At 62.7% G+C, this 20,452-nt stretch carries 20 protein-coding genes and 1 pseudogene; 3 read left to right on the top strand and 18 right to left on the bottom strand.

Annotated elements, in window-relative coordinates; genetic code table 11:
- Positions 1 to 7: 7 nt before the first annotated feature.
- Both ACHMW7_RS13865 and ACHMW7_RS13860 read left to right on the top strand, forming a co-directional pair.
- A pseudogene (locus tag ACHMW7_RS13865) lies at positions 8 to 688 on the top strand (ArnT family glycosyltransferase); the annotation flags it as partial.
- A gap of 175 nt (positions 689 to 863) precedes the next feature.
- On the top strand, positions 864 to 1,697 hold the full coding sequence (locus ACHMW7_RS13860) for a hypothetical protein (RefSeq protein WP_395451495.1): 834 nt from the start codon (positions 864 to 866) through the stop codon (positions 1,695 to 1,697).
- A gap of 61 nt (positions 1,698 to 1,758) precedes the next feature.
- Here the strand turns inward: ACHMW7_RS13860 and ACHMW7_RS13855 are convergent, their stop codons facing one another.
- From ACHMW7_RS13855 to ACHMW7_RS13815, 9 genes are all read right to left on the bottom strand, one after another.
- Entirely contained in the window at positions 1,759 to 2,733 is a 975-nt protein-coding gene (locus tag ACHMW7_RS13855) for an ABC transporter substrate-binding protein (protein WP_395450787.1), read from the bottom strand.
- Between the two features lie 51 nt (positions 2,734 to 2,784).
- Entirely contained in the window at positions 2,785 to 3,918 is a 1,134-nt protein-coding gene (locus ACHMW7_RS13850; RefSeq protein WP_395450786.1) for an ABC transporter permease, read from the bottom strand.
- Positions 3,915 to 4,793 carry an ABC transporter permease gene (locus tag ACHMW7_RS13845; protein WP_395450785.1) on the bottom strand — a complete coding sequence of 293 codons (879 nt, stop codon included), beginning with the start codon at positions 4,791 to 4,793 and terminating at the stop codon, positions 3,915 to 3,917. Before ACHMW7_RS13845 ends, ACHMW7_RS13850 begins: the two co-directional genes overlap by 4 nt.
- A gap of 6 nt (positions 4,794 to 4,799) precedes the next feature.
- Positions 4,800 to 5,618, bottom strand: a complete 819-nt coding sequence (locus tag ACHMW7_RS13840; protein WP_395450784.1) for an ABC transporter ATP-binding protein — start codon at positions 5,616 to 5,618, stop codon at positions 4,800 to 4,802.
- Between the two features lie 118 nt (positions 5,619 to 5,736).
- The gene (locus ACHMW7_RS13835) at positions 5,737 to 6,228 is read right to left on the bottom strand and encodes a hypothetical protein (RefSeq protein ID WP_395450783.1); all 492 of its coding nucleotides are present in this window, start codon (positions 6,226 to 6,228) and stop codon (positions 5,737 to 5,739) included.
- Positions 6,229 to 6,270: 42 nt separating this feature from the next.
- Positions 6,271 to 7,722, bottom strand: coding sequence for a dihydropyrimidinase (hydA, locus tag ACHMW7_RS13830; RefSeq protein ID WP_395450782.1), 1,452 nt, complete (start codon positions 7,720 to 7,722; stop codon positions 6,271 to 6,273).
- Positions 7,723 to 7,875: 153 nt separating this feature from the next.
- Positions 7,876 to 9,126 (bottom strand): Zn-dependent hydrolase, encoded by a 1,251-nt coding sequence (locus ACHMW7_RS13825; RefSeq protein ID WP_395450781.1) that lies wholly within the window; start codon positions 9,124 to 9,126, stop codon positions 7,876 to 7,878.
- 11 nt (positions 9,127 to 9,137) lie between these two features.
- On the bottom strand, positions 9,138 to 9,437 hold the full coding sequence (locus ACHMW7_RS13820) for a cupin domain-containing protein (RefSeq protein WP_310317013.1): 300 nt from the start codon (positions 9,435 to 9,437) through the stop codon (positions 9,138 to 9,140).
- Positions 9,434 to 10,762, bottom strand: coding sequence for an aspartate aminotransferase family protein (locus ACHMW7_RS13815; protein WP_395450780.1), 1,329 nt, complete (start codon positions 10,760 to 10,762; stop codon positions 9,434 to 9,436). Before ACHMW7_RS13815 ends, ACHMW7_RS13820 begins: the two co-directional genes overlap by 4 nt.
- A 239-nt stretch (positions 10,763 to 11,001) precedes the next feature.
- On the opposite strand from ACHMW7_RS13815, the gene ACHMW7_RS13810 reads away from it, so the two are divergent.
- On the top strand, positions 11,002 to 11,637 hold the full coding sequence (locus ACHMW7_RS13810; RefSeq protein WP_395451323.1) for a TetR family transcriptional regulator C-terminal domain-containing protein: 636 nt from the start codon (positions 11,002 to 11,004) through the stop codon (positions 11,635 to 11,637).
- A gap of 21 nt (positions 11,638 to 11,658) precedes the next feature.
- On the opposite strand, the gene ACHMW7_RS13805 is transcribed toward ACHMW7_RS13810, so the two are convergent.
- The 9 genes from ACHMW7_RS13805 to ACHMW7_RS13765 all read right to left on the bottom strand — a co-directional run bounded on the left by ACHMW7_RS13805 (position 11,659) and on the right by ACHMW7_RS13765 (position 20,447).
- Positions 11,659 to 12,627 (bottom strand): EF-hand domain-containing protein, encoded by a 969-nt coding sequence (locus ACHMW7_RS13805; RefSeq protein ID WP_395450779.1) that lies wholly within the window; start codon positions 12,625 to 12,627, stop codon positions 11,659 to 11,661.
- 82 nt (positions 12,628 to 12,709) lie between these two features.
- Positions 12,710 to 13,081: a DoxX family protein gene (locus ACHMW7_RS13800; protein ID WP_395450778.1), complete on the bottom strand. Its 372-nt coding sequence runs from the start codon at positions 13,079 to 13,081 to the stop codon at positions 12,710 to 12,712.
- 45 nt (positions 13,082 to 13,126) lie between these two features.
- A complete protein-coding gene (locus ACHMW7_RS13795) occupies positions 13,127 to 13,585 on the bottom strand; it encodes a carboxymuconolactone decarboxylase family protein (RefSeq protein ID WP_395450777.1) in 459 nt (152 codons plus the stop codon).
- On the bottom strand, positions 13,582 to 14,109 hold the full coding sequence (locus tag ACHMW7_RS13790) for an RrF2 family transcriptional regulator (RefSeq protein WP_395450776.1): 528 nt from the start codon (positions 14,107 to 14,109) through the stop codon (positions 13,582 to 13,584). The genes ACHMW7_RS13795 and ACHMW7_RS13790 overlap by 4 nt, the downstream gene beginning before the upstream one ends.
- Before the next feature lie 108 nt (positions 14,110 to 14,217).
- The gene (locus tag ACHMW7_RS13785; RefSeq protein WP_395450775.1) at positions 14,218 to 14,583 is read right to left on the bottom strand and encodes a VOC family protein; all 366 of its coding nucleotides are present in this window, start codon (positions 14,581 to 14,583) and stop codon (positions 14,218 to 14,220) included.
- A 31-nt stretch (positions 14,584 to 14,614) separates the two neighbouring features.
- Positions 14,615 to 15,019 (bottom strand): nuclear transport factor 2 family protein, encoded by a 405-nt coding sequence (locus ACHMW7_RS13780; protein WP_395450774.1) that lies wholly within the window; start codon positions 15,017 to 15,019, stop codon positions 14,615 to 14,617.
- A gap of 9 nt (positions 15,020 to 15,028) precedes the next feature.
- On the bottom strand, positions 15,029 to 16,342 hold the full coding sequence (preA, locus tag ACHMW7_RS13775; protein WP_395450773.1) for an NAD-dependent dihydropyrimidine dehydrogenase subunit PreA: 1,314 nt from the start codon (positions 16,340 to 16,342) through the stop codon (positions 15,029 to 15,031).
- Between the two features lie 11 nt (positions 16,343 to 16,353).
- A complete protein-coding gene (locus ACHMW7_RS13770; protein WP_395450772.1) occupies positions 16,354 to 17,706 on the bottom strand; it encodes an NAD(P)-dependent oxidoreductase in 1,353 nt (450 codons plus the stop codon).
- A 605-nt stretch (positions 17,707 to 18,311) separates the two neighbouring features.
- On the bottom strand, positions 18,312 to 20,447 hold the full coding sequence (locus ACHMW7_RS13765) for a dipeptide ABC transporter ATP-binding protein (RefSeq protein ID WP_395450771.1): 2,136 nt from the start codon (positions 20,445 to 20,447) through the stop codon (positions 18,312 to 18,314).
- Between the last annotated feature and the right edge of the window lie 5 nt (positions 20,448 to 20,452).

Genomic DNA, 20,452 nt, shown 5'->3' with positions numbered 1-20,452 from the left:
CCGAGGCATGTCGACTTCCGGACTCAAAACCTCCGAAACGCCCGGCAAGGCGTTGTCGCCGCTGACCTATCTGCTTTTGGCCCTGCTCGCCCTGTTCGCTTTCGCGCCGGGCATTTCGACACTGCCGCCGACCGACCGCGACGAGTCGCGCTTCGTCCAGGCGACCAAGCAGATGGTCGAGAGTGGCGACTATGTCGACATCCGCTTCCAAGACGTGCCGCGTTACAAGAAGCCCGCAGGCATCTACTGGCTGCAGTCGGCAGCCGTCCTGTTGAGCGGCCAGGGCAGCGACGCGCCGATCTGGGTCTACCGGTTGATCTCGGTACTCGCAGGCACCTTCTCGGTACTGGCACTCGCCTTCATCGGTGACCGCATGTTCGGCCGAACCGCCGGTGTCATCTCAGGTCTCGGCATGATGGGCATCCTGATGCTGGGCGTCGAGGCGCGCATCGCCAAGACCGATGCGACGCTGCTCGCCACCGCCCTGCTCGCCCAGGGCGCGCTTGCGGCGATCTATCTCGGCCATCGCGATGGCAAGCCACAGGGCCGCGCCCATTGGTGGTTCTGGGCGGCCCAAGGCCTGTCAATCCTGATCAAGGGTCCGGTCATCCCGTTCATGAGCGTGCTGACCATCGCGGCAATCGCCATCTTCGACCGCGACCGCTCCTGGCTGCGCAAGCTGAAGCCAATCAGAGGCATCCTGCTGACATTGCTGGTCGCAGCACCCTGGCTGATCCTGATTACGCTCAAGACCGGCAGTGCGTTCTGGCAGGAATCAGTCGGCAAGGACCTGTTGAGCAAGGTCGGCTCCGGCCAGGAGTTCGCACGGCTTCCCGCCCGGCTACTACTTCATCACCTATTCGTTGTTCATGTGGCCTTTCGCGCTGGTGGCGCTCGAAGGCGGGCTCAAGGCACTCAAGCGTTTCCGCCAGGATCCGCGCCTGCTGTTCTGCCTCGCCTGGTACCTTCCCTACTGGGTGGCGATCGAGCTGATTCCGACCAAGCTGCCGCATTATGCCTTGCCGGCCTATCCGGCGATGATCCTGCTGATGGCCTGGGTGTTGACCGACAAGTCCGCCACCAGCATCGAGCTGTCGCGCTGGCAATTCTGGCTGCGTCGCGCCTGCGCCTTCGGCACCCTCGGTATCAGCATCGGCCTCGCCGCAATTGCGCTTGGCATCACGCCCTATTTCCTCGGTGGCTTCTCATGGTGGGGGCTGCTCGCAGCGATGCTGGTTCTTTACGCGGCCACGCTTGGCTCGACGGCCTCAGACGCGATGCCGCCACTGAAGCGCACAGCCTTTGCCGCGGCGGCCGCTGCAGCGGCCTTCGGCGTGCTCACCTTGAAGATCCTGCCGCCACTCAAGCCGCTCTGGCTCAGCCCACAGATATCGGAGCGTTTCGAGAAGTTGAAGCCCTGCCCGACCTCCGTGCTGGCCTCGGCCGGCTATGGCGAACCGAGCCTTGTCTTCCTTGCCGGTACGAAGACCCAGCTGACCGACGGCAAGGGCGCCGCCGAAGCGCTCGTCGCCGATCCGGCCTGCGCCATCGCGGTCGTCGCCGAAGCCGAGAGCAAGGCCTTCCTCAGTGCCATTCCGGGCGGCGCTGAAGCGCTCAAGGTGCGCGGGCGCATCGAAGGCATGAACTACTCCAAGGGCGAGCCGCGCTCGCTCACCTTCTACACCCTGGCGCGGTAGCATAGCGGCAAAGAAAAGGGGCGGTTGCCCGCCCCTTTCCTAATTTACGATCATTCCGAGCTTACTTGATCGCCTTGTCGGTGATGACAGAGGTCCAGGCGCCTGAAGGCTCCTTGGTAATGATCTTCTGCGCCAGCAGCGCTTCGGCCGTGCGCTTGTAAGCCGCTTCGACCAGCTTGCCATCAGCATTGTCGATCAGCTTGGCGACCTCGCCCATCATGCGCTTCTGGTGGTTTTCGTCCTGGCCGCCATTGTCGACGACGATGCCGGCGGCCTCGTCAGGATTGTCGACGGCATATTTCCAGCCCTTCATCGAGGCGCGCACGAAACGCACCATCTTGTCTTCGAAGGCCGGGTCCTTGAGCTTGTCTTCCATGGCATAAAGACCGTCCTCGAGCAGGTCGTTGCCCATGGCGGTGTAGTTGAAGACGGTCAGCTCCTCCGGCTTGAAGCCGGCGTCGATCAGCTGCCAATACTCGTTATAGGTCATGACCGAGATGCAGTCGGCCTGCTTCTGGATCAGCGGCTGTACGTCGAAGCTCTGCTTCAGCACAGTGACGCCATCGGCACCGCCTTCGGTCTTGAGACCCAGCTTGTTCATCCAGGCGAAGAACGGATACTCGTTGCCGAAGAACCAGACGCCCAGCGTCTTGCCCTTGAAGTCGGCTTCGGTCTTGACCGGGCCGTCCTTGGGGCAGACCAGTTCCATGCCGGCCTTCTTGTAGGGCTGGGCGATATTGACCAGGCCGACGCCCTTTTCGCGGGCAGCAAGCGCGCCGCCCATCCAGTCGACGATGACGTCGGCGCCGCCGCCGGCAATCACCTGCTCCGGTGCGATGTCGGGGCCACCCGGCTTGATGTCGACGTCGAGGTTCTCCTCGCCGTAAAAGCCCTTCTCCTTGGCGACGTAATAACCGGCAAACTGCGACTGCGTCACCCATTTGAGCTGCAGCGTCACCTTGTCGGCGGCAAGTGCCGCCTGCGCGGCGGCCAGCGACATCGCTCCCGCCATCAACGATACCATCAGTCTTTTCATCTTCTTTTTTCCCTCTGAAGTTGGACCGCGGCCCCGCCCAAGGAGCTCAGGTCACGCCCGCCCACCACGGACAGACGGATGCCAGAAAGTGGTGGCCCTCTCGATCAGGGCGACCACGCCATAGAAGACGGAACCGGCCAGAGCCGCAACAGCGATCTCCGCCCAGACCATGTCGACATTCATGCGCCCGATCTCAGTCGAGATGCGGAAGCCCATGCCGACGATCGGCGTGCCGAAGAATTCGGCGACGATGGCGCCGATCAGCGCCAGCGTGGAGTTGATCTTCAACGCGTTGAAGATGAAGGGGGCGGCCGCCGGCAGGCGCAGCTTGAACAGTGTCTGCCAGTAGTTGGACGCATAGGTGCGCATCAGGTCGCGTTCCATGTGGCCCGAGGCGGTCAATCCGGCGACGGTGTTCACCAGCATCGGGAAGAAGGTCATGATGATGACGACGGCCGCTTTCGACTGCCATTCGAAGCCGAACCAGATCACCATGATCGGGGCGACGCCGATGATCGGCAGCGCCGACACCATGTTGCCGATGGGCAAAAGCCCCTTGCGCAGGAACGGCACGCGATCCGCCAGGATGGCGACGACGAAGCCCGAGGCGCAGCCGACGATGTAGCCGAACAGCACTGCCTTGAAGATCGTCTGGCGCACGTCGGCGGCAAGGATCGGCAGCGAAGCACCGATGCGCGCGGCAATGGCGCTTGGCGGCGGCAACAGGATGAAGGGAACGCCGGCCCCTCGCGTCACCGCTTCCCATAGGATCAGGATCCACGCGCCGAAGATCGCCGGGATCAGCAGGCGCAAGAACGTCCTGACCTGCTGCGACGGCGGCCGGATCGCCGACAGCACGGCGACGCAGCGCCAGGCCAGCAGCCAGGCGGCGACAAGCAACAGGAAATACGGCATCCGCGCGGTGCCTTCATTGCCGGAGATGTTGGCAATCAGCAGCCACGCCGCCCCATGCGCTCCAATGAAAAGCACGGCAGCACTGGCAAGGCCGGAAAACATGGCAAAGGAGGCCACGGCAGGCAAGGCGATGAGCGCGATGACCAGCGATGTCGTGACGCTCGACATCGACGCTGCGGCTTCGCTCGCCAGCATCGGCATGGTGGCCATGGCGACGGCGCACAGAACCAGCGCCAGCCCGGCTTGCCAGGACGGTTTGGAATGCATCATGCCGGCCGCCCTCCCATCGAACGTTCGACAAGTCTGCCGACGAACCCAACGAGCACGACCAGCATTGCCGCCACCACCGAGCCGGCGACGAGTGCCGCCCACATGTCGATGGTCTGGCTGTAATAGGAACCGGCGAGCAGCTTGGCGCCGATGCCGGCGACAGCACCCGTCGGCAACTCGCCGACGATGGCGCCGACAAGGCTCGCCGCCACCGCCACCTTCATCGAGGCGAACAGGAATGGCACCGAGGCCGGCACGCGCAGCTTCCAAAAGGTCTGTGATGCGCTCGCATTGTAGGTGTGCATCAGGTCGAGATGCATGAGATCTGGCGAGCGCAGGCCCTTCACCATGCCGACGGCGACCGGGAAGAACGACAGGTAGGTCGAGATCAGCGCCTTGGGGATCAGCCCGGTAATGCCGATGGCCGCCAGAACGACGATGATCATCGGCGCCACGGCAAGGATCGGGATCGTCTGCGAGGCGATGATCCACGGCATCAGGGAGCGGTCGAGCGCTATGACATGAACGATGCCGACGGCGATCAGGATGCCGAGTGCCGTGCCGAAGGTGAAGCCGAGCAGCGTCGACGACAGCGTCACCCACGAATGGTAGACGAGGCTGCGCGCGCTGGTGACCTTCCGCATGAAGGTGTTTTCAAAGAAATTCTGCGCCACCTGGTGTGGCGCAGGCATGGTCGGCTTCGGCTGCGACAGCGTCTTGCCGATGAATTCCATGGTCGTGGGCGTCAGCCCCGCCCGACGGTCGAGATCGCGCTGGAATGGCGCGTTCATGAAGACGGCAAATGCATACCAGGCGACGACGATGACCGCGAGGATGGTGATGACGGGCACGACCCGGTCTCTAAGGCGATCCATCGCGGCTCAATCCTCGTAGGAATGGCCGGCGCGCAGCCCGTCGCGGACACGCGCTGCGATCGCCAGGAATTCCGGGCTCTCGCGGATGTCGAGCGGCCGCTCCGCGGGCAACGTCGATTCGATGACGTCGGTGACGCGGCCGGGCCGCGGCGACATGACGACGATGCGGGTCGACAGATAGACGGCTTCGGGAATCGAATGGGTGACGAAGCAGATCGTCTTGTTGGTCTGCCGCCACAGCCTGAGCAACTGCTCGTTGAGATGGTCGCGCACGATCTCATCCAGCGCGCCGAACGGCTCGTCCATCAGCAGTAGGTCGGCGTCGAAGGCGAGCGCGCGTGCGATCGAAGCGCGCTGCTGCATGCCGCCTGAGAGCTGCCAGGGATATTTCTTCTCGAAACCGGTGAGATTGACCAGATCCATGGTGCGCTTGATGCGCTCCTGCTGCTCGGCCTTGGGCAGGCCGATGATCTCGAGCGGCAACCCGACATTGCTCTCGATGGTCCGCCACGGAAACAGTGCGGCCGCCTGGAAGACATAGCCATATGCCCGCGCCTGCCGCGCCTGCTCCGGTGTCATGCCGTTGATCGAAATGGTGCCTTCGGTCGGCTGCTCGAGATCGGCGATCACGCGCAGGAACGTCGTCTTGCCGCAGCCCGAAGGCCCGATGAAGGAGACGAACTCGCCCTTGTTGATGGTCAGATTGACATCTGACAGCGCCCGCACCGGGCCGTCATTGGTCTGGAAGGTCAGCCCCAGCTTTCTGGCTTCGACGACGGCGCTACTGACGCTTGTCGCCGTGGCTTGATTGACTGTCATGAGCATTGCCCGACTTTACCCCACATCATGCCATCCTCTCCGAAGTTGAGGGAGGCGTCCACTTGATCAACACTCTTTCTAAACGCAGGAACCAGCCGGTCCTTTGCCGTGGAGCTCTGATTGGTCAAACGAGACCTCCTTGCCGATCATGTCCTTCGTTAGGATAACGGTAGACAAGAAGTACCCGATACGCGGCTCCGCCAACCACCCCACCAACAATTCCGGCAGGGACGATCGCGAAGCTGACAAAAGAAACAGCTCCGCCGTCAAAGATATCGAGCACAACGGGCAGCAGTCCAATCATCAAGCCGACAGCGGCACCCAATCCCATGACGCCTACAAAGCCCGGTAACCGGTGATCGCGCCCTACCCTGGCCAGCACATAGACGACGGCGCCAACGACCGCACTGACAGGGATGATCCAGAAGATGGCGATAAACATGCTCGAAAGAACTATAGCAGCTGCATGCGACGGCAGTTCCGATATGGATTCGGCATTGGGAAGGATCAGCACAGTTGCCCCAGTCCAGAGCCCAGCAAACACACTTCCAAGAAGGGCAACGTGGGAAAAGTGCCTATTGGCGCGCCGCTTGGCGGGGGCACTTTCCGGTTCCATCAAAATGTCCCCGTCATCATCGACCCCACCCAGTCCGATCGCTCACACTCCCGTCGCGGGGATGCCCGTGCGCTCGACCTTGCGCGGCGCAGTGATTTCCTTCCACTGCGACAGCGCCCGGTTGACTGCGGCATGCGGCTCGCGGGCGACGAATTCGCCATGGCCGGGCTGCACCTTGACCTCGTGCTCCTGGATCGCCAGCTCGCCACGGGTGAAGACGAAGCGCGGCAGGCCGGTCACCTCGATGCCCTCGAAGACGTTGTAGTCGATCACCGACTGCTGGCTCTTGGCGGCGATGGTCTTCTTGCGCTTGGGGTCCCAGACGATGATGTCGGCGTCGGCACCTTCGACGATGGCGCCCTTCTTGGGGTACATGTTGAGGATCTTGGCGATGTTGGTCGAGGTCACCGCGACGAACTCGTTCATTGTCAGCCGGCCGGTATTCACCCCCTTGGTCCACAAGACAGGCATGCGATCCTCGAGGCCGCCGGTGCCGTTGGGGATCTTGGTGAAATTGCCGACTCCGTTGCGCTTCTGTTCTGTGGTGAACGAGCAATGGTCGGTCGCCACCACCTGCAGCGAACCCGCCTGCAGACCGGCCCACAAAGAATCCTGGTGCAGCTTGTTGCGGAACGGCGGGCTCATGACACGGCGCGCCGCGTGGTCCCAGTCCTTGTTGAAATATTCGGTCTCGTCGAGCACCAGGTGCTGGATCAAAGGTTCGCCATAGACGCGCATGCCTTTTTGCCTGGCCCGGCGGATCGCTTCATGCGCCTGCTCGCAGGAGGTGTGCACGACATAAAGCGGCGAACCCACCATGTCGGCGATCATGATGGCGCGGTTGGTCGCCTCGCCCTCCACCTCCGGCGGGCGCGAATAGGCGTGCGCCTCGGGGCCATTGTTGCCTTCGGCGAGCAGCTTGGCCGACAGCTGGGCGACGACGTCGCCGTTTTCGGCATGCACCAGCGGCAACGCGCCCAGTTCGGCGCAGCGCTTGAACGACGAATACATCTCGTCGTCGTCGACCATCAGCGCGCCCTTGTAGGCCATGAAGTGCTTGAACGAGGTGATGCCCTTGTCGACCACCTCAGCCATCTCGTTGAACACCTGCTCGCCCCACCAGGTGATGGCCATGTGGAACGAGTAGTCGGAACAGGCCTTCGAGGTCTTGTTGTCCCACATCTGCAGCGCTTCGAGCAGCGACTGGCCTGGAGACGGCAGGCAGAAATCGACAACCATCGTCGTGCCGCCCGAAAGTGCGGCGCGTGTGCCGCTCTCGAAGTCATCGGCCGAATAGGTGCCCATGAACGGCATTTCGAGATGGGTGTGCGGGTCGATGCCGCCGGGCATGATGTAGCAGCCGGTGGCGTCGAACTCGTGGTCGGCATGCAGGTTCTCGCCGATGGCGACGATCTTGCCATGCTGGATCAGCACATCGGCCTTCCACGTCCGGTCGGCCGTGACGACGGTGCCGTTTCGGATGACTTTGGTCATTCTTCAGTTCCCCTATTGTTGCCGCGCTTCTTTGCGAGCGCCTCGGCAAAGTTTCACATCATCTAAGGGCAGACACTCCACGCAAGCCAAGCGCAAGCCGCCCTTCCCCGTGATGGGAAAGGACTGCCCGCGCGGCAATGTCGGCCCAAAAACTCACTCAACGATCTCCGCGGTCTCGACCACGGCGTGGAACAGCACGTCGCAGCCCGCGGCGGCCCATTCCGGATAGATCTCTTCGTCTTCGTTGTGGCTCAGCCCGTCGACACATGGGCAGAACACCATCGCCGTCGGTGCGACGCGGTTGATCCAGCAGGCGTCGTGGCCGGCGCCGGAGACGATGTCGCGGTGGCTGTAGCCGAGCCGGTCGGCGGCGTCGCGCACGGCCTTGACGCAATCCGTGTCGAAGGTAACAGGATCGAAATGGCCGACCTGCTCGATCTCGAAGGAGATGTCGAGCGCCTCGCAGATCGTCGCCACGCCCTCGCGGATGCGCCCGTCCATGGCGTCGAGCACTTCTTTTTCCGGCGAGCGGATGTCGATGGTGAAGACCGTGCGGCCGGCGATGATGTTGCGCGAGTTCGGATAGACCTCCATGTGGCCGACCGCACCGACAGCGTCGGGCTGGTAGTCCATGGCGATCTCATGCACCAGCTCGGTGACGCGCGCCATGCCAAGGCCGGCGTTGCGGCGCTTGAACATCGGCGTCGAGCCGGTATGGGCTTCCCGCCCGGTCAGCGTCACCTGCAGCCACTTCAGGCCCTGGCCGTGGGTGACGACGCCGATGTCGATGTCCTCGTCCTCGAGGATCGGCCCCTGCTCGATATGCAGCTCGAAGAAGGCCTTCATCTTGCGGGCGCCGACCTTTTCGGTGCCCTTCCAGCCGATGCGCTCCAGCTCATCGCCAAAACGCGCGCCATGGGCATCCGTGCGGGCATAGGCGAAATCCTGGTCTAGCACGCCGGCAAACACGCCCGACGCCAGCATGGCCGGCGCAAAGCGCGTGCCTTCCTCGTTGGTCCAGTTGGTGACGACGATGGGGTGCTTCGTCTTGATGCCGAGATCGTTGAGCGAGCGGATGACCTCGAGCCCGCCCAGCACGCCGAGCACACCGTCGAACTTGCCGCCCGTTGGCTGGGTGTCGAGATGGCTGCCGACATAGACCGGCAGCGCTTCGGGGTCGGTGCCTTCGCGACGGGCAAACATCGTGCCCATCTCATCAATGCCCATTTCGAGCCCGGCGGCGTCGCACCAGGTCTTGAAGAGCTTTCGGCCCTCGCCGTCCTCGTCGGTCAGGGTCTGGCGGTTGTTGCCACCGGCAATGCCGGGGCCGATCTTCGCCATTTCCATCAGCGAATCCCACAAACGCTCTGAATTGATTCGGAGATTCTCGCCAGGTGCGGCCATGGTTCGGACCCTTATGCTTTCAGTTCGACTTCAACGAACGACATTGGCTTGTCGCCGGCATTGACCACATTGTGCTCGACGCCTTCGTCCCGCCTATAGGCGACGCCGGCAGCCATGTCGACGCGTCGCGTGCCGCCGCCGGGCTCTTCCAGCAGGAAAGCGCAGGGCGTGATCGTCGTCACGACATAGTCCATGCCATGGCGGTGCCAGCGCGTTTCCGCGCCGGGATCGAAATCCCAGCGCGTGACGCGGACCTTGTCGTCGTCGACGAGCACTTCGCTCGTCGCCTGTTGCCGCGCCTGGTAGGTCAATCGACCATCCTCAGCACTTCCCGGACATGGTCGATCAGCTCGTCGATCTGGCCCTTGGTGATGATCAGCGGCGGCGACAGCGCGATGATGTCGCCTGTTGTGCGGATCAGCGCGCCGCGCTCGAACGCCTTCACGAAGGCCGAGAAGGCACGCTTGGTCGGGGCGCCGGCAATCGGCGAGAGCTCGATCGCTCCGATCAGGCCGATGTTGCGGATGTCGATGACATGCGGTTCGCCCTTCAGCGAATGCAGCGCATCTTCCCAGTAGGAGGCCAGTTCGGCACCGCGGGTCAGCAGGCCCTCTTCCTTGTAGGTATCGAGGGTGGCAAGTGCCGCGGCCGACGCGATCGGGTTGCCCGAATAGGTATAGCCGTGGAAGAACTCGATCATGTGCTCGGGGCCGGTCATGAAGGCGTCGTGGATCTCCTTCTTGACGAACACCGCGCCCATCGGGATGACGCCGTTGGAGACGCCCTTGGCAGTGGTGATGATGTCGGGGATGACGCCGAAATAGTCAGCCGCGAACGGCGTGCCGAGACGGCCGAAGCCGGTGATGACCTCGTCGAAGATCAACAGGATGCCGTGCTTGGTGCAGATGTCACGCAGCTTCTGCAGATAACCCTTCGGTGGGATCAGCACGCCGGTGGAACCGGCGACCGGCTCGACGATGACGGCGGCGATGGTCGAAGCGTCATGCAGCGTGACGATGCGTTCGAGTTCGTCGGCAAGCTCTGCACCATATTCCGGCTCGCCCTTGGTGAAGGCGTTCTTGGCCGGCAAGTGGGTATGCGGCATGTGGTCGACACCGCCCAGAAGCGTGCCGAACATCTTGCGGTTGGTGACGATGCCACCGACCGAGATGCCACCGAAATTGACGCCGTGATAGCCGCGCTCGCGGCCGATGAGGCGGGTGCGCGCGCCGTCGCCCTTCACGCGGTGATAGGCCAGCGCCATCTTGAGCGCGGTCTCGACCGATTCCGAACCGGAATTGGTGAAGAAGACGTGGTCCATGCCCTCGGGCGCGATGTCGACGAGGCGATTCGCCAGTTCGAAGACGATCGGGTGGCCCATCTGGAATGCCGGCGCATAGTCGAGCTCTGCGGCCTGCTTCTGGATCGCCTCGGTGATCTTGGGCCGGCAGTGGCCGGCATTGACGCACCACAGGCCTGCGGTGCCGTCGAGAATCTTGCGGCCGTCGCTGGACGTGTAGTGCATGTCCTTGGCCGCAACCATCATGCGCGGCGCCTGCTTGAACTGCCGGTTCGAGGTGAACGGCATCCAGAATGCACTGAGATCGTTGGGCGTAACTTTTAGCCTGTCCGACATGACCAAGCTTTCCTTTCTTCCCCGGTTTCGGTACGGCCAACGCTTGGTCTTCGGTGCGTTTTCATGCTACGCAATTTTTTGACCGATTGGACAAACGTTAGCACCGCCGCATTGGCGGTCAAGGGATTACTACCGGAAATGCGGCTTCTGAGGCGCGCTCCACAGGTCGGCAAGAACTGGTCCAGCGGATTGGTCCAGATGTCGGCGGCACCCACCCTCGAATGCAGGACGTGATGACCATGGAAGGCTCGACACCGCGCGGTCGCACCCGCATCCAGAAGGAGAAGCGCGAGGTCATCCTCGAAGCCGCCCTGGAGGTGTTTTCGACCAATGGCTTCCGCGGCTCGACCATCGACCAGATCGCCGAAGCAGCGGGCATGTCGAAGCCCAATTTGCTCTATTATTTCCGCCGCAAGGAAGACATCCACGAGACGCTGATGCACCGGCTGCTCGACACCTGGCTGGCGCCGCTGAAGGAGCTCGACAACATCGGCGACCCGATGACCGAGCTCCGCAGCTACATCAGGCGCAAGCTCGAGATGGCGCGGGATTTCCCGCGCGAGAGCCGGCTTTTCGCCAACGAGATCCTGCAAGGCGCGCCGCGCATCATGCCGATGCTGGAGGGCGAGTTGAAGGAACTCGTCGACGAGAAGGTCGAAGTCATCAGGGGGTGGATGCGGGACGGCAAGGTCGCCAGGACCGACCCCTGGCACCTGATCTTCGCGATCTGGGCGACGACCCAGCATTATGCCGATTTCGACGTCCAGGTCCGTGCCGTGCTCGGCCCGGACCGCGGTGGCGACGGCCGCTTCGAGGACGCAGCGCGCTTCCTCGAACAGCTCTTCCTCGAAGGGCTGAAGCCCAAGGCCAGTTGACCGGCACTAGGCTGCTGCGGCCTACTCTTTTGGAGCCATGAACTCCTGGCGCGACAGCCGGTTGTCGGCGTCTCGGTCGAACGCGGCGATCACTGCCGGCCCATCGCCATCACCGGCATTTGCCTGGGCAAGCTCAGTTGGCGACAGGAAGCCGTCCGTGTCGGCGTCCACGGCTGCAAATGCCCTGTCGACAAGCGAGCGATGATGCGCCTCGAATTCCGAAAAGCTCAGCCGGCCGTCATGATCGAGATCCATTTGCGCAAACTCGCTGGCACGAATTTCGGTCGGGCTGCCGAGGCTTGAACCACCCTCGCCGCCCGGCACGCGCACGGCAAGGACGACCGGTTTGCTGCCTGCCACGCCGGGCGCCGCGCGCATGACGAACATCATCCCCGGAGGAGGCGTGTCCGGGGGCAATCGGACCTCTGGTTCGGGTGCGTCGGCGGCTCCGGTCCTGAACTTGCGGATCAGCTTGCCGCTGCCGAACTCGCTCGAACTGATCACGCCGTTGCCGTCAGCATCGAGCTGCTTGAAGGCGGCTTGCAGGTCGGGCAACGCAGTTGCTGGCGATACCGCCAGACTGACGCCGCCGACTGCGACGAAGGCCGCAATCAATGCCATTGCTGGACGAGAGTAGGTGCGAAACTTGGCCATGCTTCTTTCCCATGCTGTCTGGGGTGGAGAACATGCCGCCTCAGCCAGATAGGCGTCGATGAAACTGCGCACCACTTCGCTCGCCGGTTTCCCCTCTGCGCGACTGCGGGCCATCAGGGCCTGCTTGGTCTCGTGCGGAATCCTGATTTCCAGGGTTTCGCTTTTCTTGGGAGCTCGGGTCATGGCGCTTCTCATCTTCGCCGTCGGCTTGGCGGCTCGCCGATCAGGGCAGGCCGCAGCGATCATTGAAACATGAGAGGCGTCCCGATGCAGGCGTTTTCGTGTCCGGACACAGCAAAAGGCATCACTTGCAGCGATGAAAGCGGTCAATTCCAAGATGCATCGCGCATCCTCGAACTGCTTTTCTGTGAATGGCTTAGATCAAAAAGCTGAATCATTTTCTCGGCAGCGGCCGGCTCTACCGGCCAGCCGCGATCACAAGCAAGAAACTACCGGCAAGAGCCACGTTGCTGACCACCCCATTGATCCGGGAGGCGCGATCCGGCCCCTGGTGGTCCCAGAAATTGTGAAACATCAGCGTCCCCGCGATCAGGAACACGATGAGCGCTGCAGCCGCATAGGCTGCGTGGAAGCCGACCATCAGCATCAAGCCGGCAACGATCTGCAGCACGATCCCCGCCCACAAGGCCGGGCCTGCCTGCGGCACGCCGCGAGCGATCATCATGCCTGACAGCAGCTTGGCATTGGCGATGTTGCGCAGGCCGGCAAAAACGAAGGCGCCGCCAAGCAGCAGCCGGCCAACAAAGGCCAATGACGAAATGTCGAACATAAATCCCCCGTGGCGATCGCTGCAAGATGTCTTTTTGGTTGTGGATCAGGCGGCCTTGGCTTCAGCGACCGGATGGACGGCGTGGAACGTCACGCAAAGCCGGTTCCAGGTGTTGATCATGCCGACCGCCATGGTCAGCTTGACCAGCTCTTCGCCGGAGAAGTGCTTTTGCGCTTCGGCATAGAGGTCAGCCGGGACGCCGGCGTCGGCAATGTTGGTGACGGCTTCCGTCCAGGCAAAGGCCATGCGCTCACGCTCGGTGAAGAGCGGCGATTCCTTCCAGGCGGCGACCAGCCACAGGCGCTGCTCGGTCTCGCCGTCATGCTTGGCTTCGCGGCTGTGCATGTCGACGCAATAGGAACAGCCATTGATCTGCGACGCGCGCAGCTTGATCAGATGCAACAGGCTGTGCTCGAGCCCGCATTCGTTGATCGCGGTGTTGAGCGTGACCAGAAGCTTCGTCAGCTCGGGTGCGGCAGTGTAGAAATTCAATCTGGGTTTCATGGCATCTTCCTTTCGTTGATGGGTCTTGTCTTCTGCGGCCGCTGGTTGAGCGCCACGAAGGCGCAGCTGGCGGCGACGATGCGTTGGTCTGCGGTGGCGTTGAAATCGGCGACGATGTCGGAGAGCCTGGTTTCAGCGAGTGCCGCGCGATAGGCCCGCTCGGCCTTGAGCATCGCGACATTGATGCCGCAGGGCTTGACATAGGCCGACGGATCGAGGGCATAGCTGCCCTTCTGCCTGATCTCGCCGCAGCGGAACGCCGGTTCCCTGCCCTCGACCGCCAGCACGATGTCGAGCAACGTGATTTTTTCCGCGACCCGCGCCAGACGGTAGCCGCCACTCGGCCCCGGCACCGATTCCAGTATCTTTGCCGCCGTCAGTGCCTTGAGATGCTTGAGCAGGTAGCTCGGCGACAGGCCGAAAGCCTCGGCCATGACATTGCCCGGCAGCGTGCCGTCGCCGTCGACGCCGGCCAGCATCGCCACGCAATGGATCGCCGCCTCCACGCCATCACCGAGCTTCATCGCCATCTCCTTAATCGTGGATATCTTATATCGTGGATAATAATTATCCGCAATAGCGCGAGTACAAAATTCGGTGGTGACGATGCCTATCGGTTGAGAAATGTACGCTCAGCCTGCCGGCTGCCACAGCTCGACCGGATTGCCTTCGGGATCGTAGATGCGGGCGAAGCGTCCGTTGGGATAAGCCTCCGGATCGATATTCACCTCGACGCCTGTAGCGCGGAGCTGGGCTGCCATCGCGTCGAGATCGCCGACGCGGAAATTGATCATCCACCGCTGCTCGGGCTCGCCGAAGTAATCGGTATCGGCGGCAAAAGGCGCGACGACGGTCGCCCCTGCTAGCTGCTGCCAGGGGTTCTTGTCATAGCTGTCGGGAACAAGATCGACGCCAAGATGTTCGGCATACCATTGCGCAAGTGCTTGCGGATCGCTTGCGCAAAAGAAAAAGCCGCCGATGCCGAGTACTTTTTCCATCGCCGCATCATCCGCCCGCAACAGGCCGAGATCAAGTGGATTGGGTTTGCGGGTACTCGTTGTCTTGATTGCTCGCCGGCGTCACGTGACTAAGCACACATTTCCACTGTATTCCGCTGCGGACGAACACATCACTGGTCCATTCGTCGGCTGTGAAACGCTGGCCGCGGAAATGGCCGCTGTTGATCACCCGGGCGGTATAGACCGCGGTCGCGCCATAGAACGCGACCCTGATATCGCCAACGGTGCGCATCATGTCGTGGGTCAGATCGCCCGACGCGATCAGGCCAAGAAAATCCGCCTTGGATGTCGCGCCATCAGGGCCGACGATCACCCAATCATCGGTCATGAAGGCGCCAATGGCGGCGGCATCGTTGGCAACGATTGCCGCCGCCCAGGCAAGAGCGAGTTCAACGATCTCGCTCTTGTCGTCCATGGCCTGCCCCTACTCCGCCGCCACCTTGGCCATCGGGTTATTGGGGTGCGTCGTCCAGTTGGCATAGTGCGGCGAAACCGGCTTGCCGGTGCGCTTGTCCATGGCGCCGACAGCCAATGGCTCCATGGTGATGCAGCCGTCGACCGGGCAGACGTTGACGCACAAATTGCAGCCGACGCACTCTTCCTCGATCACCTCGAAGTGCCTGATACCGTCGAGCATGCTGGTGATCGCCTGATGCGAGGTGTCCTCGCAGGCGATGTGGCAGCGGCCGCACTTGATGCAGGCGTCCTGGTCGATACGCGCCTTAGCGACGTAGTTGAGGTTGAGATACTGCCAGTCGGTGACATTGGGCGTGGCGCGGCCGACGATGTCGTCGAGCGAGCGGTGGCCCTTCTCGTCCATCCAGTTTTCGAGACCGGCGATCATCTCCTGCACGATCTTGAAGCCGTAGGTCATCGCCGCCGTGCAGACCTGCACGTTGCCAGCACCGAGCGCCATGAACTCGGCCGCATCGCGCCAGGTAGTGATGCCACCGATGCCCGAAATCGGCAGGCCTGCCGTTTCCGGGTCGCGCGCGATCTCGGCCACCATGTTCATGGCGATCGGCTTGACCGCCGGGCCGCAATAGCCGCCATGCGATCCCTTGCCGTCGATTGTCGGCTGCGGCGCGAAGCTGTCGAGGTCGACGCCGGTGATCGAGTTGATGGTGTTGATCAGCGACACCGCGTCGGTGCCGCCGGCATGGGCCGCCCGCGCCGGCTTGCGCACGTCGGTGATGTTGGGCGTCAGCTTGGTGATGACAGGCATGCGGGTGTTTTGCTTGCACCAGCGTACGACCATTTCGATGTATTCGGGCACCTGGCCGACGGCCGCACCCATGCCGCGTTCCGACATGCCGTGCGGGCAGCCGAAATTAAGCTCGATGCCGTCGGCGCCGGTCTCTTCGACCACCGGCAGGATCGCCTTCCAGGCATCTTCGATGCACGGCACCATCAGCGACACGACGATCGCCCGGTCGGGCCAGTCCATCTTGACCTGCTTGATCTCGCGCAAATTGGTCTGCAGGTCGCGGTCGGTGATCAGCTCGATGTTGTTGAGGCCGAGCAGGCGGCGGTCGGCGCCCCAGATCGCGCCATAACGCGGGCCGTTGACGTTGACGACCGGCGGGCCTTCCTCACCGAGCGTCTTCCAGACGACGCCGCCCCAGCCCGCCTTGAAGGCGCGGACGACGTTGTAGGCCTTGTCGGTCGGCGGCGCGGAGGCCAGCCAGAACGGGTTGGGCGACTTGATGCCGACGAAGTTGTTTCTGATATCTGCCATCTTGTCCTCCCTCAGCCGATCAAAGCGCGGTTGATCGATTCAGCCGCGTCGCGCCCTTGCGCCACAGCCGAGACGGTCAGGTCGTCGCCGCCTGCGATGCAGTCGCCACCGGCCCAGACCTTGGCGAGCGAAGTGCGCCCCTCACCATCGACCTTGATGCGGCCGCCTTCCATGGCAACCGATGGGCCGCTGCCGTTAAGCGCCGAAGGCTCAAAACTCTGGCCGATCGCCTTGAACACCTGGTCGGCGGCGAGCCTGACGATCTCACCGGTGACGGCGAGCTTGTCGCCCTTCATGGCGGTGTATTCGAGCTCGATGGCAACCACCTTGCCACCTTCGGAAATGACCTTCTTGGGCTGCAGCCAGTGGCGGATGACCACACCATTGGCAGCCGCCAGATCCTGCTCGAATTCCGAGGCGTTCATGTGCTCCTGGCCGCGGCGGTAGCAGATCGTCACCTCCTCGGCGCCGAGCAGCTTCGACTGCACGGCGGCGTCGACCGCTGTCATGCCGCCGCCGATGACGACGACACGACGACCGACCGGCAGGCCGGCGAGGTCGCTCGACTGGCGCAAGGTCGAGATGAAGTCGACAGCGTTGGAGACGCCATTGGCGTCTTCGCCTTCGGCGCGCAGCGCATTGACGCCGGCAAGGCCAAGGCCGAGAAATACGGCGTCATAGGAGGCTGTGAGATCGGCGAGATGGTAGTCGCGGCCGAGCGCCTTGCCGTTTTCAGTGGTGATTCCGCCGATCGCGGTGACGTAGTCGACTTCGGCTTGTGCGAAATCGTCGGTGCTCTTGTAGGCGGCGATGCCGTATTCGTTGAGGCCGCCAGCCTTGGGCCGTGCCTCGAGGATTGTCACCTCATGGCCGTAGCGCGCGAGACGGTGCGCGGCGGCGAGGCCAGCGGGGCCGGCACCAACGACGGCGATCTTCTTGCCGGTCGGCTCGGCGCGGCTGTAAAACTGCTTGCCTTGCGCCATCGCCACGTCGGTGGCGTAGCGTTGCAGGCGACCGATCTGCACCGGCTTGCCTTCGGCGACCTCGCGGACGCAGACCTCCTCGCACAAGGTCTCGGTCGGGCAGACGCGGGCGCACATGCCGCCGAGGATGTTCTGGTCGAAAATGGTCTTGGCCGAGCCGATCGGATTGCCGGTCGAGATCTGGCGGATGAACATCGGGATGTCGATCGATGTCGGGCATGCCTGCATGCACGGCGCGTCGTAGCAGAAATAGCAACGATCCGATTCAACCAGCGCTTCGTGATGGTCGAGAGCCGGGTGCAGGTCGGAGAAATTCTCGGCGTATTTTGCTGGCGCAAGGCGGCCGCCGACGATGCCTTCCTTGAAAAGACCTTCTGCCATTCCAGTTCCCCAGTTTATTCTCGTTTTGAGGAAGCGTAGCACGTTCTATTTTTTTATCAATTGGTCAATTTTCTACGCAAGTCATTGATTTTGCTTTAAAATAAGATGATTATTTTGGTCATGATTTGGTAATTCTGAGGTTAGGCTGACGCTGGGAGAGGCGATGCGTTGGCGAGACCTTCTTCCGATGCGGGAGAAGGCAGGTTGCGCGCGCCAGAGTTGCTGACAAGTAAGCGTCGTGGGTAGCGTGCCCTACGAAGCCAACTTTTGGCGCCGTGATCCGTCGCCCCCCCTCTGGCCTGCCGGCCATCTCCCCCACAAGGAGGGAGATTCGGCCTACATCGCCGCCTCGGCCAATCGCCAACGTAGCAAGGCTTATCCTATCTGACGTCGCAGGATGTGCGCCGCCAGCGACGCGACTAATCTCCCTCCTTGTGGATGGGGTGAGATGCGGTCCGCGAAGCGGACGAAAAGCCAACTGCTTGGCTTTTCGAGCATCGAACGCCGGCAGGCCAGAGGGGGGGCGAAGGAATGAGAGGCTTCAGAAGGCCAAGTTCGCTCCGCCAAGAACACGAGAGCCGTGGAGAAACTCCACGCCCCGCCCCTCAGGCCTCCGGCGTGATATCGTGTGCGCCTGGTATTGCGCCCTTGCCCATGCTGATGACCGGTTCCATGGCGTCGAAGGCGCTCGGCGGCAGGTGGCACTTGATCTGGTGGCCACCTCCCATCTCGCGCACCGGCGGCACCTGGGTTTCGCACAGATTGCCCGGCACCTGGGATTTGTAGCGACAACGCGTCTGGAAAGGACAGCCCGGCGGCGGGTTCATCGCCGAGGGAATGTCGCCATCGAGCACGATGTGTTTCTTGACGACGCTCGTATCCGCAATCGGGATCGCCGACAGAAGTGCCTCGGTATAGGGGTGGTAGGGCGGCGAAAAGATCTGGTCGGTCGTGCCCTGCTCGACGATGTGGCCGAGATACATGACGACAACCCGGTCGGCGATGTAGCGCACCACTGACAAATCGTGGCTGATGAACAGCATCGTCGTCTTCGACTTGCGCTGGATGTCCATCAATAGTTCGGTGACCGCCGCCTGGACGGAAACGTCGAGCGCCGACACCGGCTCGTCGGCCACCACCACCCTGGCCTGGCCGGCAAAGGCGCGGGCAACGCCGATGCGCTGCTTCTGGCCACCCGAGAGCTGGCGCGGCATGCGCTCGGCGAAAGCGCGCGGAAGCTTGACGAGATCGAGCAGTTCCAGCATGCGCTGCTTGCGGTCGGCGGCGGTCTTGCCGACCTTGAATTTTTCCAAAGTGCGGACGATCTGCGACCCCACCGAGTGGCTCGGGTTCAGCGTATCGAACGGGTTCTGAAACACCATCTGGATCGACGACACCGTCTGCACGTCGCGCATCTCGATGCTGGTCGACTGGATTTCCTTGTTGCCGAGCATGACCGTGCCCGAGCTTGCCGTCTCGAGGCCGAGCAGAACCTTGGCCAGGGTCGACTTTCCGCAGCCGGACTCGCCAACGATGGCAACGGTCTCGGATTCGCGCGCCTCGAAGCTGATCGTCTCGTTGGCCTTGACGACCCTGCCCTCGCCACCCGCGCCGAAGACCTCGTTGCCACCGACGCGGTAATATTTCTTCAAGTCGGTGATCTTGAGCACCGGCGCGCCCGGCTTGACCGGCTCGTGCTTCTTTTCAGCGCCAGGCGGCATGGCCGCCCAGTCGATCTCGTTGAAACGTACACAGCGGCTGAAATGGCCGTCGTGTCCGGCAACCGGGATCATCGGAATCTCGTCGGCGTTGCACAGGCCCTCGACGAAGTGGTGGCAGCGCGGACCGAAATTGCAGCCCTTGGGGCGCTGGTGCGGCAGCGGCAGCTGGCCCGGAATGGCGACCAGCGGGCGCGAATTCTTGTCGGCGCCAGGCAGCGGGATCGAGCGGAACAGCCCCTGGGTATAGGGGTGGCGCATGCGATCGAAGACGTCCTTGATCGAGCCGGTTTCGACCGCCTCGCCCGAATACATCACCGTGATGCGGTCGCAGGTCTCGAGGATCAGGCCGAGATTGTGCGACACGAAGATCATCGAGGTCCCGTACTGCTTGCCGAGCCCCTTGACCAGTTGCACGATGCCGGCCTCGACGGTGACGTCGAGCGCGGTCGTCGGCTCGTCGAGCAGGAGCAGCGCCGGCTTGGACAACAGCGCCATGGCGATGACGATACGCTGCTGCTGGCCGCCGGAAAGCTGGTGCGGGAACGAGCGCATCATCCGCTCGGGGTCGGGCAGCTTGACGGCGCGGACCGTTTCAAGCGCGCGCTTGTAGGCCTCGTCCTTCGACACCTTGTCGTGGATCATCGGCACTTCCATCAGCTGCTGGCCGACTTTCATCGCCGGATTGAGGCTGGCCATCGGCTCTTGGTAGATCATCGCGATCTTGTTGCCGCGGATGGAGCGCAGCTCCTCGTCGGACATGTCGCCCATGTCCTTGCCCTGGAACCTGATGCGGCCGCCGACGATCTTTCCGATGTTGGAGAGATCGCGCATGATGCCGAGCGACACCGTGGACTTGCCGCAACCGCTTTCGCCGACGATGCCCATCGCCTCGCCAGGCATGACGGTACAGGAAAAATCCATCACGGCGGGGATTTCGCCGCGCCGGGTGAAGAACGAGATCGACAGATTCTCGATCTCGAGGATGGGCTCTGCGGAGGCGTTTCTGACGGTCTCGTTCATGACGA

The sequence above is a fragment of the Aminobacter sp. UC22_36 genome (genome assembly GCF_044056035.1).
GTDB lineage: Bacteria > Pseudomonadota > Alphaproteobacteria > Rhizobiales > Rhizobiaceae > Aminobacter.
Note: the sequence above shows the minus strand (reverse complement) of the source record. Positions and strands in the feature narration are given on the sequence as shown.

Excerpts from the sequence above, each read along its gene's own strand:
- ACHMW7_RS13770 (WP_395450772.1), bottom strand. The coding sequence starts at position 17,706 with ATGGCAGAAGGTCTTTTCAAGGAAGGCATCGTCGGCGGCCGCCTTGCG.
- ACHMW7_RS13810 (WP_395451323.1), top strand. The coding sequence starts at position 11,002 with ATGGAAGGCTCGACACCGCGCGGTCGCACCCGCATCCAGAAGGAGAAG.
- ACHMW7_RS13795 (WP_395450777.1), bottom strand. The coding sequence starts at position 13,585 with ATGAAACCCAGATTGAATTTCTACACTGCCGCACCCGAGCTGACGAAG.
- preA (WP_395450773.1), bottom strand. The coding sequence starts at position 16,342 with ATGGCAGATATCAGAAACAACTTCGTCGGCATCAAGTCGCCCAACCCG.
- ACHMW7_RS13765 (WP_395450771.1), bottom strand. The coding sequence starts at position 20,447 with ATGAACGAGACCGTCAGAAACGCCTCCGCAGAGCCCATCCTCGAGATC.
- hydA (WP_395450782.1), bottom strand. The coding sequence starts at position 7,722 with ATGACCAAAGTCATCCGAAACGGCACCGTCGTCACGGCCGACCGGACG.
- ACHMW7_RS13800 (WP_395450778.1), bottom strand. The coding sequence starts at position 13,081 with ATGTTCGACATTTCGTCATTGGCCTTTGTTGGCCGGCTGCTGCTTGGC.
- ACHMW7_RS13780 (WP_395450774.1), bottom strand. The coding sequence starts at position 15,019 with ATGGACGACAAGAGCGAGATCGTTGAACTCGCTCTTGCCTGGGCGGCG.
- ACHMW7_RS13855 (WP_395450787.1), bottom strand. The coding sequence starts at position 2,733 with ATGAAAAGACTGATGGTATCGTTGATGGCGGGAGCGATGTCGCTGGCC.
- ACHMW7_RS13790 (WP_395450776.1), bottom strand. The coding sequence starts at position 14,109 with ATGAAGCTCGGTGATGGCGTGGAGGCGGCGATCCATTGCGTGGCGATG.
- ACHMW7_RS13785 (WP_395450775.1), bottom strand. The coding sequence starts at position 14,583 with ATGGAAAAAGTACTCGGCATCGGCGGCTTTTTCTTTTGCGCAAGCGAT.
- ACHMW7_RS13840 (WP_395450784.1), bottom strand. The coding sequence starts at position 5,618 with ATGCTCATGACAGTCAATCAAGCCACGGCGACAAGCGTCAGTAGCGCC.
- ACHMW7_RS13815 (WP_395450780.1), bottom strand. The coding sequence starts at position 10,762 with ATGTCGGACAGGCTAAAAGTTACGCCCAACGATCTCAGTGCATTCTGG.
- ACHMW7_RS13835 (WP_395450783.1), bottom strand. The coding sequence starts at position 6,228 with ATGGAACCGGAAAGTGCCCCCGCCAAGCGGCGCGCCAATAGGCACTTT.
- ACHMW7_RS13825 (WP_395450781.1), bottom strand. The coding sequence starts at position 9,126 with ATGGCCGCACCTGGCGAGAATCTCCGAATCAATTCAGAGCGTTTGTGG.
- ACHMW7_RS13845 (WP_395450785.1), bottom strand. The coding sequence starts at position 4,793 with ATGGATCGCCTTAGAGACCGGGTCGTGCCCGTCATCACCATCCTCGCG.
- ACHMW7_RS13850 (WP_395450786.1), bottom strand. The coding sequence starts at position 3,918 with ATGATGCATTCCAAACCGTCCTGGCAAGCCGGGCTGGCGCTGGTTCTG.